Genomic DNA, 16,100 nt, shown 5'->3' with positions numbered 1-16,100 from the left:
CCAAATACATCAACATTCGGACAAAATGGCGCTTATTAACGAAAAAACACAATTTGATGCAGACAAAATTTCTACTTGTGTAGTGGGAATTGCTGCGGATATTGGCAAGCACGACTCAGGTATGCATATGCACAAGAAAGGGCAGTTATTGTACGCACCTCAAGGTTGTATGAGTTTTGCTCTGGAAGACTCGATTTGTATTTTGCCACCGACAAAGGCGGTTTGGATCCCACCTAATACGCCGCATCGCGCACTAATGACGAATGTGGTGGCGTACCGATCTTTGTATTTTGATTGTGAGGAGTTTGCCTGTCCGAGTAAGATCACGATGATAGAAGTGAATAATTTACTCCAAGCTCTTATTGATAAAATGTCATTTTGGGAGTGGGATAAGCCTAGCAGCGAGATGGTAAATACGACGGCGCTTTTTTGGGAGGAGTTTTATGCTGCGAAACGTTATTCGTTTCAGTTGCCTTTGCCATCGCATCGGCGCTTAACAACGTTTCGTCGAGAGTTGGTTGAACCTTCATTTCTAGCTCCTTCGCTTACTGCTCTTGCAAGCAAAGTTGGGGCAAGCACCAAGACGGTAACACGATTATTTAAGTCGGAAACGGGAATGAATTATCAAGATTGGCGGCAACAGTGGAGGCTTTTAAAGGCAGTTGAATTGTTATCAACGGGCATGCCAGTCAGCGCAGCTGCCGATTGGCTGGAGTTTTCGTCAGACAGTGCTTTTATTGCATTTTTCAAAAAGCAAACTGGACAAACACCTCTGACGTTTATGAAAACCAAGCCTTAAGCGTCAAAATGCTCACACTCTTTCTAGAACAAACCCCAGGTTCGCAGGCTCAGCCTATAAAACATACATAGACAGGTACCAACATGCAGGTTACTTGTCTTTACTCTGCAGTTTGCGAAAGTATTGCGTGGTAAAATCAACAAAGGCTCGGATGCGTTTTGGTTGATGTCGGTCGTGATGATAAAGGAGTGAAAATTCCACACTCGGAATGCTCCAGTCGGTAAACACTTCTTTTAGCTTGCCTGTCTGGAGTTCTTGTTGGCAATAAAGTGTTGGCACACGGATGATGCCATTTCCCGCCAAGGCTGCTTTTATCATTACTCTGCCGCTCTTACATCGTAACTGTCCACGTATCTGGTGTTCAGTTGACTGCTTTGTATTCGTGTTCTCAAATGCCCACCGTGTCACACTACCTGTCAAACAAACGTGTTTTTCTAAGTCCTTTGGATGTGAAGGATAGCCATATGTTTCTAAATAGTTTGGGCTTGCGTATGTCCCCATTTCCACATCGATCAGTTTGCGAGCGATAAAGTTGGAGTCGTCTAACTTTCCCATTCGAAAAGCGATATCGAATTCATCCGCGATTAAATCGACACGATGGCTGCTAAAATCTAAGTTAATGCTCACTTGTGGGTGTTGGATTAGAAACTGAGCAACGATATCTGCGACAACGTCTTCTCCTAAATAGCCCCCCACACAGTTGATACGAATGTCACCTCTTAAGTCTTCTACATCATCAACCACTGCCATAACAGCTTGATCAATATTGTGAAGGGCAGTTTCACACTGTTTATACAGAACCTTGCCTGCTTCGGTGAGGTTCAGTGTTCGAGTGGTCCTTTGTAGCAAAGTGACACCAATCTGTTGCTCCAGATTTGTTATTTGACGTGAAACGTGTGAGCGAGAAACGCCAAGTTGCTCTGCTGCTTTCGTGAAGTTTCCTAGTTGAGCGATTAGGACGAAAGAGCGAATATCCGCAAGGTTGATGTGTGTTTGCATGATGACTTCTTCATAATTCAAAAAAGTATTGTTGCAGTATAACAACAGTGTTTCAACTAGGTCGGTATATATCAACAAACAAAGTTTTCTTAAACTTACCGCCACTGATGTAAACCGTTCTATTAAGGATTCAAAATGAAAAAGTTAATTGTTATTACAGGCGCTAGTTCAGGCATTGGTGAAGCGATTGCACGTCACTTCAGTGACCAGGGCCATGCTCTTCTTTTGTTAGCAAGACGTGTAGAACGTTTGGAAGCATTAAACTTACCAAATACGCTTTGTGAAAAGGTAGATGTGACCGACAAAGCTTCTTTTGAGGCTGCAATTGAGAAAGCTGAAGCGTTGTATGGTCCGGTAGATGCACTTGTAAATAACGCAGGCGTTATGCTTCTAGGTCAGATAGATACTCAGGAAGCATCGGAGTGGAAGCGCATGTTTGATGTGAACGTAATTGGCTTGCTCAATGGCATGCAGTCCGTCCTAGCACCGATGAAAGCACGTAACAGTGGTACGATCATTAACATCAGCTCTATTGCGGGCAAGAAAACATTCCCTGATCATGCTGCTTATTGCGGTACCAAATTTGCGGTTCATGCTATTTCTGAAAACGTACGTGAAGAAGTTGCGTCATCGAATGTTCGCGTTACGACGATTGCACCTGGTGCAGTGGAAACGGAATTACTTTCACATACAACGTCTCAAGATATTAAAGATGGCTATGACGCTTGGAAGGTGGATATGGGCGGTGTGTTGGCCGCAGATGACATCGCACGCGCAGTGCTGTTTGCTTATCAGCAACCGCAAGGTGTATGTGTTCGTGAAATTGCTTTGGCACCGACAAAACAACAACCTTAACATTGAGTTACGGCGATTTTAGGTCACTAAAGCCGTAAAACTTTGCATATCGATTCGTGATTGAGATGGCATCTTTAAACTAAGTTGCGTGAAAATTTAGGTCATCCATTTAAATCCGGACACTAAGTGTGTTATTGCTTATACCCAAGTTACTCAAGGTGAGAAAAAACTTTGAGTAATTTGGGTTTTTATTTGGTCTCAACTTTAGGTAGCGGAATTTATTTAGGTCGAAGGCGATAGTTGTGAAGAAAGGAGAGTGTGACGTAAAACAAAATGAAGCAATATCCGTCTCTTAATGAGAATTGATTTCATCAACGTCACAAGCCGTTACAATTATCCGTTAGGTATTATACTTTGTGGGTGGTTAATATTTAACCAAACAAGGAGGTGTGTATGAAACGATTCGCAAACATACTTTTTGCAACACAAGGATTGCCAGGCCATAGTGACGCCCTCGAACAAGCGATGAGGATTGCATCTAGCAACAAAGTGCCTGTCTCAGGGCTAATAGCGTGTCCTGATTTCCCAACAGACATGATCCAGTATCAGCAAAGTTATGAGCAATCGCTGCAAGACTCCCTCAAACAAAGTATTCACGAATACAGACAGAAGCTGGGACTCTCTGAAGAGGATCTCGCATTTCCTCTTACTGTGAAAAGCAGTGAAAAGCCCGCTGTCTGTATTATTCAAGAAGCATTAGCTGATAACAAAGATCTCATCATCAAAGAAGCTGAACCGCTCGGTGAAGGTGCTGAGGGTTTCAAAGCTATTGATATGACTCTGTTACGAAAATGCCCTTGTCCGCTTTGGTTGCACCGACCAATTGATAAGCCAAGAGATAAACGCCGTGTTGCTGTGGCTATCGACCCATTAACGGCAAGCGATGAACAGCACTCATTAGCCGTGCGTTTACTCGAATTATCGCGTTCGATAGCCGACACCTGCGATAGTCGTTTACACGTGATTTCTTGCTGGGAGTATTACTTAGAAAACTACCTTAATGGTAACGCTTGGATTCAAGTCGATGATGCTGAGTTGAAACATGAACTCGACAAAGCAAAAGCCGATCATAAACAAGCTCTGCAACAGCTGTTGGAGGAGTCTGGGATTACAGGTGAAATTGTGATTCACCACCTGCATGGAAAACCCGACGAAAAGATTCCAGATTACGTAGAGAGTATTGAGGTAGACGTGCTGGTAATGGGAACCTTAGCGAGAACTGGTATATCTGGCTATGTCATTGGTAATACGGCTGAAAATATTTTGCAATCGATTAACTGTAGTTTGGTCGCTCTTAAGCCCGATGGCTTTGTCTCACCGATTCAGTAATTGGGGTGTAACAAAGTTGGGTTTAAGTGATGTTTTAGGTAAAGGAGGGAGATGGATCTCTAGAACATGGAATTATCAATGTATCAATAAGTTATCAGAGGAGAGTGACATGAAAAACCTATGCCCGAAATGCCACACAGAAATGATAGAACGTTCGAATGTTTATGTTTGTCCGAGAAATGATATCGGTGACTGCACCTACGATGCATTCGAGTTAGCTGATGACGATAATCCATATACATTCAGCCAAGAACACGTAAGTAGTGACCTACGTTCTTATGCCGTAGCAGACAGCAAATAGCGGTTTGTATCGGCGTTCCTCTAAGTAGCACTCAGTGATTACTGTTTGCTACTTTTCCCTTGGTTTCATGATCGTTTTTGAAGCGCTTGGGCTAAAACAATACAGTGGAGTTTGTCATTTGCGCCGAATAGCGCGTACCTTCTTATAATAACGAATGGGCTGCGATGTTGAATAACATAACGGGTAAAGAAAACCTGCCGAAAAACCTAGATAATCAGTTGGTCTTACTGATTTTCCCTGCGCTGCCAGTTTTAATCTTCTCTTTTCTCTTCTATATCTATACTCCTGCAGGCGTGAGCTGGAATGCGGAATGGATACCAAGCCTCGATATCAACCTTAGCTTTAGACTAGATGGCCTTTCATTTCTTTTTGCGGGACTGATCAGTGGGATTGGCGCACTGATTCAAATCTACGCTTTGGCTTATTTACGAGAAAGTGATAGCCGGTTTTCCTTTCATTTGTATCTAACCCTATTCATGCTTGCCATGCTAGGGATTGTGATGAGCGATAACATTCTGTTGTTATTTGTTTTCTGGGAACTCACCACCATCACTTCTTACTTACTGATCGGGTTTAATCACGAAAATAAAACGTCTCGGAAAAACGCCTTGCAGTCGCTGATTGTTACCGGTGCTGGTGGACTAGCGTTGCTAGCTGGTCTTATCTTGCTGGGAGCAATGGCAGGGAGTTATGAGCTAAATACCATTATCGAGCAGGCAGACACTATTGCGCAGCATGAATGGTTTATCCCATCTCTAGTGCTCATACTACTCGGTGCATTTACTAAATCTGCGCAATTCCCGTTTCATTTTTGGCTACCTAACGCGATGGCAGCTCCCACTCCGGTCAGTGCGTATTTACACTCGGCAACAATGGTAAAGGTAGGCATTTACCTATTAGCACGTTTATCGCCAGTTTATGCCCACAGCGAGATCTGGTTTTATGCTTTAGTCATCACTGGGAGTATCACGGCCATTTGGTGCACATTTGTCGCATTAAAACAAACTGACTTGAAGCTGATGCTAGCCTACAGCACGAATGTTGCTTTGGGTAAATTAACATTATTACTAGGTATGGGCACAGATTTGGCCGTTAGTGCAGTATTGATGTTTATTCTCGCTCACTCTTTCTATAAAGCTGCGCTGTTTATGGTGGTGGGTAATATCGACAAAGCGACAGGAACACGAGATATTGATCAATTGTACGGTCTGAAGTCAGTGCTCGTCATCAGCATGGTTGCGGGGAGTTTGGCTGCGTTGTCTAAAGCGGGGTTCCCGCCGTTGTTAGGTTTTTTGAGCAAAGAATACATGTACAAGTCCGCAGTAGAGCTCAATAGCTGGATCGCCTTTGTACTTTTAATCGTGAATATACTGATGGTCGCGCTAACCATTATGCTTATTGCGAGACCATTCTTTGCTCGCCGTGGTCTCGTGCCGATTGAAACTAAGCCAGTTGAGACAAAAAAAAACCTGTGGATCTCGCCTTTGCTCTTGGCACTTGGCAGTCTCCTGGTCCCGTTATTCGGTTTAAATTGGTTAGATCGCAATATTATTTTTCCGGGCTCTGCTGACATTCTGCCCACAGCAACTCTTAAAGAGACATCACTATGGCATGGCGTGAATGTACCGTTAGTGTTAAGCGTTATTACGCTAGCGTTGGGGTATGTGGTGTACCGTGTTTATCCAGCTGTGTCTGCATTTTTTCAGCGGTTACATCTATTCGTCCCCAAAGCGGAGAATATTTTTGAACGACTATTAGATGGCATGATGACAGTGGCGAAGTGGCAAACGGCGCGGTTACAGCAAAAGAAATTGAGTCGCTATGTCCTATTATTTTTCACGGTACTTGCCGTTGCGTTACTGAGTCAGGTAGCGCTTATTCCTCTGCCTTTGGTTGGCGAACTTTCAAGTGTCACTTTCTATGAGATTGGTATTGCCTTATTGTTGATTGGTGCTGCGCTCGTATGTACGTTGTCCCACGCAAGACTTCTTGCGATTTCTGCGCTTGGTATGATTGGCTTCATGACCACGCTTGTTTTTATGATTTATAGCGCCCCGGACGTTGCGAAGACTTTACTGTTAGTGGAAACATTAATGGTGGTCTTTCTTGCATTGTTAATGCGTCATATGCCACGTCTAACCACCGTGCCCAAGCATTCAATAAGACGTAAAGTAGCGAATATTTGCATAGCAGGTGTGATAGGTGTTTCGGTTACTTTACTTTTGTTAGGAATCACGTCTCAGCCGATGGATTCTTCGGTGTCAGATTTCTTTGCAGAAAACAGTGTCCCGGGTGGACATGGGCGAAACATTGTTAACGTTATTCTGGTCGACTTTCGCGCATTTGATACATTGGGAGAAGTTGTCGTCGTTGTTATTGCTGGGATTGCGGCAGTGAGTTTGCTTAAGACAAGAGCGAAAAAACAAAATCGTATCCAATCATTAATTTTTGCAACCACGGCACACATCGTTTCGGCACTCATGCTCGTATTTTCAGTGTATCTGTTGTTACGTGGTCATAACGAACCGGGTGGTGGCTTTATTGGTGCGTTGATTGCCGTTATTGGTTTATCACTTCTCATGTTCGCGGAATCACCGAAATACGTTCGTTCTAGGTTGTATTTCAAACCGTTTCTCATTGCGTTATCTGGCATCGCATTGAGCTTAGTTTCTGGTGCTTTGAGCTTTGCGTTTGATAAACCGTTTTTGACCGGACTGTGGTGGAAAGACGTGATACCACTAGGGACGCCATTGGTTTTTGATGTTGGTGTTTACCTTGCCGTTATAGGTGGCGTGATGGGTATGCTGCTTCGTATTAATGAGGAGCTAGAGTGATGGAAGTAGTTTGGAGTGTTGTCGTTGGAGTATTTGTCGCAGCAGGTGTTTATTTAATGCTTGAAAAGCATATCTTGCGCCTTTTGTTCGGCATCATGTTACTCAGTAGTGCGGTTAACCTTGCTATTTTTACCGCTGGAAGGCTGACGCCTGGAGAGCCGCCATTGATTGGCGATAATGCTCTTTTACCACCAGATAGCGCGGCAAATCCTTTACCTCAAGCGCTTATCTTAACTGCGATAGTCATCGGTTTTGGACTACTTATTTTTTCTTTAATGCTGTTCTATCGAGCTTATAAAGACACTGGAACTGCAAACGTCGATGAAATGCAACGTTCTGAGGAGGGTCAATGAGTTCGATTTTGCTTACGTTACCGGTTGTTCTCTCGCTGAGTACGGCGTTGACTATCTTCTTCGTCCGTCGCTCAACAAAAAGTGTTGAGTGGTTGAGCGGTGTAAGTGCGATTTCGAACCTTTTCGTTGCGGGCTTTCTCACAGAAAACATCATAAATAATGGTATTCAAGCCGTTGCTTTTGGTCAGTGGAGTGCGCCATTTGGTATCGTGTTTGTCGCAGATTACCTCAGCGTTGCTATGGTGATGATCACGGCGGTGATTGGTGCGATATGTGTTTTCTACGCGATGGCGGACCTTCACCGAAAGCCCTCCTATAGCAATTACCATGCGTTAATGCACATGTTGCTTGCTGGCGTTTATGGCGCTTTCCTGACTGGAGATATTTTTAATCTGTATGTTTGGTTTGAGGTCATGCTCATTTCATCATTTGGTTTAATGGTGTTAGATGCAACGAAAACTCAAGTTGATGGTGCAGTAAAGTACGTGATGTTGAACCTGATTTCGACGCTGGTATTTTTGCTTGCTATCGGCTTGTTGTATGGCGCAACGGGCACCTTGAACTTGGCCGATCTCTACACCAAAGTAGGGGAAAATGAATTGAGCATCAACATGATGCTGTCCGCGCTATTTTTGTTTGCCTTTTCTATTAAAGCGGCACTCTTTCCTTTATTTGCTTGGTTGCCAGCTTCTTATCACACGTTACCAAGCGGTGTGGTGGCACTGTTTGCCGCGTTGCTTACTAAAGTCGGTGTATACGCGTTGATAAGAGTCTTTACCTTGGTATTTCCGCTCGCCGAGAGTGGTTGGCAACCGACGTTAATTTGGGTCGCAGGGCTAACCATGTTAACGGGCGTTTTAGGAGCGGCTAGCCAATTCGACATTAAGAAAATTCTTTCTTTTCATATTATTAGCCAAATAGGCTATATGATCATGGGGTTGGCTATTTACACTCCCTTAGCTTTAGCCGGTGCCATTTTCTACATTGTTCATCACATCATTGTAAAAGCGAATTTGTTCTTAATAGGTGGATTCATCGAGCGCAAATATGGCTCTAGTCAACTTGAACATTTGGGTGGGGTATACAAAGCTATGCCTTGGTTAGCGTTCTTGTTTCTTGTCCCTGCGTTTTCTCTGGCCGGTTTTCCACCGCTATCGGGTTTCTGGGGAAAGCTATTGGTCATCAAGTCGAGCATACAGGCTGAATATTACTGGTTAGCAGGTACCGCGTTATTGGTGGGGTTGCTTACCGTCTACTCGATGACGAAAATTTGGAGTGAGGCATTTTGGAAAAAGCCATTTAGAGAGAAGCCAGAACAGACTCTGCAGGCCAAAGTACATTGGTTGTACTGCGTTCCAATTATTGTATTGACAACGTTGACGCTAATCATTGGCTTAGTGGCGGAGCCTTTTTATCAATTTTCCGTTCAAGCTGCAGAACAACTGTTAAATCCGACTGAATACATCAGAGTGGTGTTAGGAGGAAATACATGATCTATCTATTCCTCAATTTTTTCTTAGCGTTAGCGTGGATGATGCTTAATGGCAGCTATTCGAGTCTGAATTTTGTCGTCGGATTTACGGTCGGTTTTTTTGCTTTAAGGTTGAGTCAACCATTTGGATTGAAAACGAGCTATTTTCAACGTTTTGCATCTGCATTGAAGTTATTGGTGTACTTCGCTTATGAAATGGTTATATCGGTTGCGAAAGTGGTGTGGGACGTCGTGACACCTACTCATTTGAGTCAGCCTGATATCGTTTATGTCCCTCTGGAGGTCGATTCTGATCTAGAAATCACATTACTGGCGAACATGGTTTCTTTAACACCGGGCACGCTTAGTTTGGATGTTACGGCTGATAAAAAGTATCTTATCGTTCATGCCATGTTTGCACCTGAACATGAAGAGGTTATTCGCGGAATTAAAGATGGGTTAGAGCATCGAATTTTGGAGGTGACGCGTGGATAGTTGGCTGCAAATAACGGTCACTTTTGCCTATTCTGGGCTACTACTCAGCTTTGTTATGGCTTTTGCTCGTTTAATTCTAGGACCAACGCTAGCTGATCGAGTTGTGGCGTTAGATCTGATTTCATTTATCACTATCGGATTTATTACGGTTTACACCTTAGACAGCGGTGAGGACGCTCTGTTAGACATCGCCATTACATTAGGTTTGGTCGCATTTCTCGGCACGATCGCATTTGCACGTTTGATCGTTAAAAGAAAGGAGAAAGAATAATGGACGTGTTGATTGGACTATTTTTATGCTTAGGAACATTGTTGACCTTGGTTGCAAGTCTAGGTGTCCTGAGGCTTCCTGATTTGTATACCCGAATGCATGCAGCGACCAAAGCTGGAACTGTCGGAGTGAGCTGCTTGTTATTAGCGGTCGCTTTCTCACTCCCTGAAGTTACCGTGATCTCTCGGGTTATCGGTACGATGTTGTTTATCGTTCTCACTGCGCCAGTCGCCTCCCACCTGCTCGGCAGAGCAATGCGAGAGGTCGGATATAAGATTTGGCGCAATGATTAACCATTAGCGTCGAATAGTACTACGTCCTAGTTGAAATAAACTCGAAGCTGTATTGATGAAGTCGGAAGTAATTGACGGTATATTCAAATGCACGACCATCTTCTAGGTAACCAGTGGACTCAACTTTTAGAATAGGGGAAGCTTCTGATTCATTCAGGTATGAGGCCGTCTCTGCATCTAACAAGTACGGTTTGACAGACTGACTGCTTTTCGCAATTTTCAATCCTTTGCTATTTTCAATGTACTCATATTTAGAACCATTCATTATGGCTATGCTCAAGTCTGGAAATAACATTGCTGGCATATGAGTGACTTCGTAAATTTCAGGCTCATCATTAATACATCTGAGTCTATGTATTTCATATGTATCATCATTGGGCGAGAGATTTAACTGCTTAGCAACCTGCTCATTCGGCTTTTTAAGTTCGAACTTTATGACTTGAGAGCTAGGCGTTTTCCCCTGTTTACTGACTTCCTCGATAAAACCCAGCAAATGTAAGGCATCATGTTGGGCTTTTAGATCGTTTACATAAGTTCCACTACCTCTTGTCCGACTAATTAAATTATTGTCGACCAGAATTTGTAAGCTTTTTCTGATGGTTACGCGGCTTACGGAAAACTCTTCTTGCAAATCACTCTCTTTTGGAAGCATCGATTTCGGTTGTAGTTCCCCATCTTTGATCTTTTTTTCTAATCGTTCCGCAATGTCTATGTATTTGGGTTTCATAATACCTCGCTAAGTCTTGGATCATGATAGCAAGAATGTGATCTGAGATGTAGTTAATACTTTTCCTTAGGATCTTTGTGTGATTTTTATCTCGTATCTTTGTGCTTATACTTTAAATGTATCATAAAAGTATTAATACTTACTTTATACATTTTCAGGATAAACATTTGAGGTAGCGAAATGAAACGTCAAAAATTAACGATTGTTGGTGCTGGCAGTACATACACACTTGGTATGATGAACAGCCTTATTGCCGAAAAAGATAACTTTCCACTCGCAAAAGTCGTGTTTTACGACATAGATGAGAAACGCCAAGAGTCGAATGCATTAGCTACTGAAATTCTATTGCGAGAACACTATCCAGAAGTTGAAGAGTTTGTTTATACAACGGATAAATCTGTCGCATTCGCAGATTCGGACTTTTTCTTTATACAGATCCGCACTGGTGGGTTGGCCATGCGCGAGCGCGATGAACAAATCCCGCTATCCAACTCTTGTGTTGGGCAAGAGACATGTGGCGCGGGAGGAATGGCATATGGACTTCGCTCTATCGGCGATATGATCCAGCTAGTGAACGAGATCCGACAAACGTGTCCAGATGCGTGGATTCTTAATTACACCAACCCAGCGGCAATTGTCGCTGAAGCTTTAAATCGTGAATTTCCGCATGATAAGCGAATTCTAAATATTTGTGATATGCCAGCAGCGATTATGGTCAGCTATGCGCAATTGTTAGGGTGTGAAATTTGGGACTTTGTTCCTGAATATTTTGGGCTTAATCACTATGGCTGGTTTACCAAAATTCGTAACAAACAGGGTGAAGACTTAACGGATAAAATTAAAAATATCATCCTAAAAGAAGGGATCAGTGCGGTTGATGCGGAAATAGCGGATGACCCATCGTGGCAAGCCACATTCAAAAACATGAGAACAATGCTTGCTGATAATCCAGAGTTTTTGCCGAATACGTATCTTCAATACTATTTGTACCCTGAAAAAATGGTGGCGAAAGAGGATATCAATAATACTCGCGCAAGGCAGGTAATTAACGGCCGTGAGAAACGAGTGTTCGAATTGAACGCAAGAATAATTGAAGCGGGCACCACGAAGCACGAAACACTGCATGCCGATATCCATGGTCGATACATGGTGAGAGTCGCGGCTTCGCTTGCCTACAACTTGAGCGATGTGTATCTCGTCATCGTACCGAATAATGGTGCTATTACAAATTTACAAAATGACGCCATGGTAGAAGTTCCAGCTGCGCTAACTAGTGATGGACCGAAAGCTTTTACTGTAGGAAAAATCCCAACCTTCCAAAAAGCCATGATTGAGAGCCAACTTGGTTACGAGAAATTAGTCGTGGATGCTTGGTACGAAGGAAGTCAGCAAAAGCTGATTAATGCACTCACACTTAACCGTACCGTGGTTAATGTGCCAAAAGCTAAAGAAATAACAAAACAATTACTAGAAGAAAATAAAGCCTACCTTCCTCAATTTTTTCAATAACAACTGGACGTTCGGGGCCTACTTGTAGGCTCCGTGAATGAAACAAGAGGTTTATATGAAAGACATTATTCAAAGGTTCGGGGCCGCGATGTTTGTTCCCGTTCTATTATTTCCAGCAGCGGGCATGTTATTGGGTTTCTCTGTTGTGCTGTTAAATCAAGAAGTGTTTCCTTGGGCACTAGAGGGGAGTGCTTGGGTTAAAGTCTCGACGATCATTTTACAGGCATCTCTCGCTGTATTTAAAAATATGGCACTTATTTTTGCCGTTGGGTTACCTATCGCTTTAGCTAAAAAAGCATCTGGTCGCGCTGTACTTGCAACACTCGTTTCCTACATTACGTTTAACTACGTTATTGGTGGAATCCTTCAATTTTGGGGACCAGAACTGGGCGTTAACTATACGGAAGGTGAGCGAGGTTTGACTGAAGTTGGTGGCATTCTAACGCTTGATACCAACTTGCTAGGTGCCATTTTAATTGCAAGTCTCTCTGTTTGGGTTCACAACCGATTCTTTGATAAAAAGCTACCGGATTGGGCGGCTGTATTTGGCGGAACGCCATTGGTTGTGATCATTAGCTTCCCAATTATGGTCGTGATGGCAATTCTAACTTGTTTGACTTGGCCAAGTATTCAGCATGGTATTAATAATCTGCAATCATTTTTGGTTTCTGCTGGATCGTTAGGGGTATGGCTATTTACGTTTTTAGAGCGAATCATGATACCAACGGGGTTGCATCATTTCGTATATGGTCCCGTTTTTTATGGGCCAGTTGCAGTCGATGGCGGAACAGTTGCCTATTGGATTCAAAATATACAGACATTCGCCCAGAGCTCGGAAAGTTTAACGACACAATTTCCTCAGGGAGGTTTGATGTTGACGGGAATGGGTAAAGTGTTTGGTTGTACGGGTATCGCACTAGCACTCTATTCAGTTGCGAAAAAAGAAAATAAAAAGATGGTGATGGGGTTAGTGCTCGGAGCCGCAATCACAGCAATTCTTACAGGGATCACCGAACCAATAGAGTTTACATTCTTATTTATCGCACCTGCGCTGTTTGCTTTGCATGCGTTGTTATCTGCGACAATGGCAACGATCGCCTTTATGTTTGGTGTTTCCGGTAACTTTCAGACTGGCTTGATAGACTTCATTTTCCAAAACTGGTTGCCTTTGGCTGGTAACCATGTAGGAACATACGTGATTCAGATTATTATTGGTCTCATGTTTACTGGTGTTTACTTTGTTACGTTTCGCGCGCTTATTTTAAAATACAACATACTTACTCCGGGGCGTGAAGGTGCAGATAGTAAGTTGTATTCAAAAGCTGACTACAAAGAAGCGAAAGCGGTCCATAACAGTAGCGCAAGTCCGTCACAAGCTAGTGCCTTTATTGAAGGTTTGGGTGGAAAAGAAAACATTGACTTGTTAACTAATTGCGCGACGCGTCTGCGTGTTAAAGTTAAAGATGTCTCTCTGGTAAAGGAGAACGCATTTTTCACACAGCACGGAGCGGTGAATACTGTTAGAAATCAAGAGAGCCTTCAAATCATCGTTGGTTTAACGGTGCCACAAGTTCGCGAAGATATGAGCCAACTGATAAAAGCTTAACCCCCAAACTAATGCTCCAGCTCATATGGCTCAAAGGTGAGATAGAATTATCTCACCTTTTTTGTGTACATGAAGCATATTTCGCACAGTTTCCACGAAAGTGGGGAGGAGTTATCGAGCGAGCTAAAAATACAGTTAGGTTATACCCGTCTGTATTGTTGGAAGACTTGTTGAGTCTCTAAGTGACAGTGGCGCCACTTTCTATGTTGAAAAGCGTTTTAATTTCTTCCAGCACTTCTGGGTTAGTAATAGCACCAATGTTTTTTACAGCTTGTCCGTTTACCAATTGTTTCACTGCTAGCTCAACCAATTTGCCTGAGCGCGTTTTAGGAATATCACTGATAGCAAAAATTTGTCGTGGGACATGGCGTGGTGAACATTTTGTTTTCAATGTTTGGCGAATTGAATCGGTGAGTTGTTGGGTTAACTCGACGTTGTGAGCGAGTTTTACTAGTAACCAGATTTCTTCAGACTGCTGGTTTAACTTGCCGACAGCGATGGAGTCTTCAACCTCGGGTAACGCGTTCACTTGTTGGTAGATTTCAGCGGTACCGATTCGTACGCCGCCCGGATTTAAGGTTGCGTCACTACGGCCATAAAAAATAAAGCCGCCATGTTCGGTTTGCATCACATCGTCGCCATGGTGCCAGATATCGGTAAACTTGCTCCAATAAGCGTTGTGATAACGTTCGCCGTTGTCGTTCCAGAAGCCAATAGGGAAGTTAGGTAGCGAGTTATTACAAGTCAGTTCGCCGCGTTTTTGCGTAATAGTATGTCCATCATCCTCTAGAACACGTGCGTCGATTCCCAGCCCTGCGCCTTGGCATTCACCTTTGTAAACTGGTGAGATTGGGTTTCCAAGTACAAAGCATCCGCAAATATCTGTGCCGCCAGCAATAGAAGCGAGATGCAAGTCCTGCTTGATGTGCTGATAGACATAATTAAATTGTTCTGGGTAAAGCACCGAACCAGTTGAGCACAGAGTTTTGAGTGACTTCAAGTTATGTTCTAGTTTTGGAGAGCAGTCCGCATGCTCCAGTGCCTCTAAGTATTTCGCTGAAGTACCAAACAGCGACACGTTATGTTCTTCTGCTAATCGCCATAAGACGGAGTGATCAGGATAAACCGGACTACCGTCGTAAATCACTAAGGCTGCACCACTCGCAAGAGCGGAAACATGCCAGTTCCACATCATCCAACCACATGTTGTGTAGTAGAAAACCTTGTCTTGCGATTTGATGTCGCAATGCAGTTGATGTTCTTTGAGGTGATTGAGCAAGGTAGCGCCTGCGGAATGGACAATACACTTAGGTTGACCTGTTGTACCAGAAGAATACAAAATGAATAACGGGTCATTAAACAGCGTTGGTTGATATTGAATTGATTGTGGAGAAAAGTGGTGAGTAATATCGGACCAAGAAACAAACTCAGAAGTGCTAGCACTCTCAGCGTTTTGTAAATATTCGATTTGGCATACGCTAATAGTAGTCTCTTCGGAGGCACTGCTTAACTTACTACTAAGAGTGGTGTTCTTGTTCGTCATATCGAAAGCTTTGCCTCCGAACTGGTAGCCATCACAGCAAAAAAGAACTTTCGGTTTGACCTGACCAAAACGCTCTACGACGCTATCGATACCAAAATCAGGAGAGGTTGAAGTCCAAATGGCACCAAGACTGGTGGTGGCCAGCATGGCAATAACGGTTTCAGGAAGGTAGGGCAAATAACCCGCAACGACATCGCCTTTACCGACACCACAATTGAGTAGCCATTGTTGAATGGCAGAAACTTGTTCAAGCAACTGTTTACCGGTGAGTTGTCGGTGTTCACCGCTTTCATTGCTAAAAACAATAAACTCACGCTCTGGTGATTGTTCAGCCTGAGATAGGAGGTTCTCTGCGTAGTTCAGCGTGGCGTCAGCAAACCATACTGTGTCTCTATTTACATGATGATGATTAGAACCTGTTGGTGTCCATTTGGGACTGCCAAGGCTCTTGACTTGCGAACCTATATCTCCGATTACGTTGCAAAACTGCCAAGTATGTCGCCAAAATTCATCATTGTGCTCAATGGACCACTGGTGTAGAGACGTGTAATTGTTGATTACGGTACCTTCGGCTTTGTCTTTATTAACCTTTTCGATGAACCGTAATAAGTTGCTATTGCTGACGCGCTCAGCAGATGGTGACCAAATAGGTGCAGAATTTGGCATAGGTCCCTCTAATTTCAATTCTTTTGAATATGACCAAAAACAAAATAAA

15 protein-coding genes are annotated in these 16,100 nt (G+C 43.3%); 12 read left to right on the top strand and 3 right to left on the bottom strand.

What is annotated here, in order from left to right; translation table 11 throughout:
• Positions 1 to 25 precede the first annotated feature (25 nt).
• Entirely contained in the window at positions 26 to 799 is a 774-nt protein-coding gene (locus R7P35_RS05490; protein ID WP_132937156.1) for an AraC family transcriptional regulator, read from the top strand.
• A gap of 90 nt (positions 800 to 889) precedes the next feature.
• On the opposite strand, the gene R7P35_RS05485 is transcribed toward R7P35_RS05490, so the two are convergent.
• A complete protein-coding gene (locus tag R7P35_RS05485) occupies positions 890 to 1,798 on the bottom strand; it encodes a LysR family transcriptional regulator (RefSeq protein WP_053349221.1) in 909 nt (302 codons plus the stop codon).
• Between the two features lie 135 nt (positions 1,799 to 1,933).
• Here R7P35_RS05485 and R7P35_RS05480 point away from each other — a divergent pair, with 135 nt between their 5' ends.
• From R7P35_RS05480 to mnhG, 9 genes are all read left to right on the top strand, one after another.
• Positions 1,934 to 2,653, top strand: a complete 720-nt coding sequence (locus R7P35_RS05480; RefSeq protein WP_053307575.1) for an SDR family oxidoreductase — start codon at positions 1,934 to 1,936, stop codon at positions 2,651 to 2,653.
• Between the two features lie 393 nt (positions 2,654 to 3,046).
• Positions 3,047 to 3,982 carry a universal stress protein gene (locus tag R7P35_RS05475; RefSeq protein WP_005373330.1) on the top strand — a complete coding sequence of 312 codons (936 nt, stop codon included), beginning with the start codon at positions 3,047 to 3,049 and terminating at the stop codon, positions 3,980 to 3,982.
• A gap of 109 nt (positions 3,983 to 4,091) precedes the next feature.
• Complete coding sequence (locus tag R7P35_RS05470; RefSeq protein ID WP_005373328.1) at positions 4,092 to 4,283, top strand: hypothetical protein; 192 nt, start codon at positions 4,092 to 4,094, stop codon at positions 4,281 to 4,283.
• A 164-nt stretch (positions 4,284 to 4,447) separates the two neighbouring features.
• Positions 4,448 to 7,117, top strand: a complete 2,670-nt coding sequence (gene mbhE, locus R7P35_RS05465) for a hydrogen gas-evolving membrane-bound hydrogenase subunit E (RefSeq protein ID WP_213904430.1) — start codon at positions 4,448 to 4,450, stop codon at positions 7,115 to 7,117.
• Complete coding sequence (locus tag R7P35_RS05460; protein WP_138940374.1) at positions 7,117 to 7,470, top strand: Na+/H+ antiporter subunit C; 354 nt, start codon at positions 7,117 to 7,119, stop codon at positions 7,468 to 7,470. Before mbhE ends, R7P35_RS05460 begins: the two co-directional genes overlap by 1 nt.
• Entirely contained in the window at positions 7,467 to 8,963 is a 1,497-nt protein-coding gene (locus R7P35_RS05455; protein ID WP_213904431.1) for a Na+/H+ antiporter subunit D, read from the top strand. The genes R7P35_RS05460 and R7P35_RS05455 overlap by 4 nt, the downstream gene beginning before the upstream one ends.
• A complete protein-coding gene (locus R7P35_RS05450; RefSeq protein ID WP_005373320.1) occupies positions 8,960 to 9,436 on the top strand; it encodes a Na+/H+ antiporter subunit E in 477 nt (158 codons plus the stop codon). The genes R7P35_RS05455 and R7P35_RS05450 overlap by 4 nt, the downstream gene beginning before the upstream one ends.
• Positions 9,429 to 9,707, top strand: coding sequence for a cation:proton antiporter (locus R7P35_RS05445; protein ID WP_005373317.1), 279 nt, complete (start codon positions 9,429 to 9,431; stop codon positions 9,705 to 9,707). Before R7P35_RS05450 ends, R7P35_RS05445 begins: the two co-directional genes overlap by 8 nt.
• A complete protein-coding gene (gene mnhG / locus R7P35_RS05440) occupies positions 9,707 to 10,000 on the top strand; it encodes a monovalent cation/H(+) antiporter subunit G (protein WP_005373314.1) in 294 nt (97 codons plus the stop codon). The genes R7P35_RS05445 and mnhG overlap by 1 nt, the downstream gene beginning before the upstream one ends.
• A 19-nt stretch (positions 10,001 to 10,019) precedes the next feature.
• Here mnhG and R7P35_RS05435 read toward each other — a convergent pair whose 3' ends face one another.
• Positions 10,020 to 10,727: a GntR family transcriptional regulator gene (locus tag R7P35_RS05435; RefSeq protein ID WP_053307578.1), complete on the bottom strand. Its 708-nt coding sequence runs from the start codon at positions 10,725 to 10,727 to the stop codon at positions 10,020 to 10,022.
• A 180-nt stretch (positions 10,728 to 10,907) separates the two neighbouring features.
• Here R7P35_RS05435 and R7P35_RS05430 point away from each other — a divergent pair, with 180 nt between their 5' ends.
• Positions 10,908 to 12,236 (top strand): 6-phospho-alpha-glucosidase, encoded by a 1,329-nt coding sequence (locus R7P35_RS05430; protein ID WP_005373308.1) that lies wholly within the window; start codon positions 10,908 to 10,910, stop codon positions 12,234 to 12,236.
• A gap of 55 nt (positions 12,237 to 12,291) precedes the next feature.
• On the top strand, positions 12,292 to 13,842 hold the full coding sequence (locus R7P35_RS05425) for an alpha-glucoside-specific PTS transporter subunit IIBC (RefSeq protein ID WP_258458579.1): 1,551 nt from the start codon (positions 12,292 to 12,294) through the stop codon (positions 13,840 to 13,842).
• 178 nt (positions 13,843 to 14,020) lie between these two features.
• Here R7P35_RS05425 and R7P35_RS05420 read toward each other — a convergent pair whose 3' ends face one another.
• Positions 14,021 to 16,051, bottom strand: a complete 2,031-nt coding sequence (locus tag R7P35_RS05420) for an acetoacetate--CoA ligase (RefSeq protein ID WP_213904433.1) — start codon at positions 16,049 to 16,051, stop codon at positions 14,021 to 14,023.
• Between the last annotated feature and the right edge of the window lie 49 nt (positions 16,052 to 16,100).

Origin of the sequence: Vibrio sp. Vb0304 (assembly GCF_033338995.1) — a bacterium.
GTDB classification, from domain to species: domain Bacteria; phylum Pseudomonadota; class Gammaproteobacteria; order Enterobacterales; family Vibrionaceae; genus Vibrio; species Vibrio alginolyticus.
This window is presented reverse-complemented; position numbering and strand designations above follow the sequence as displayed.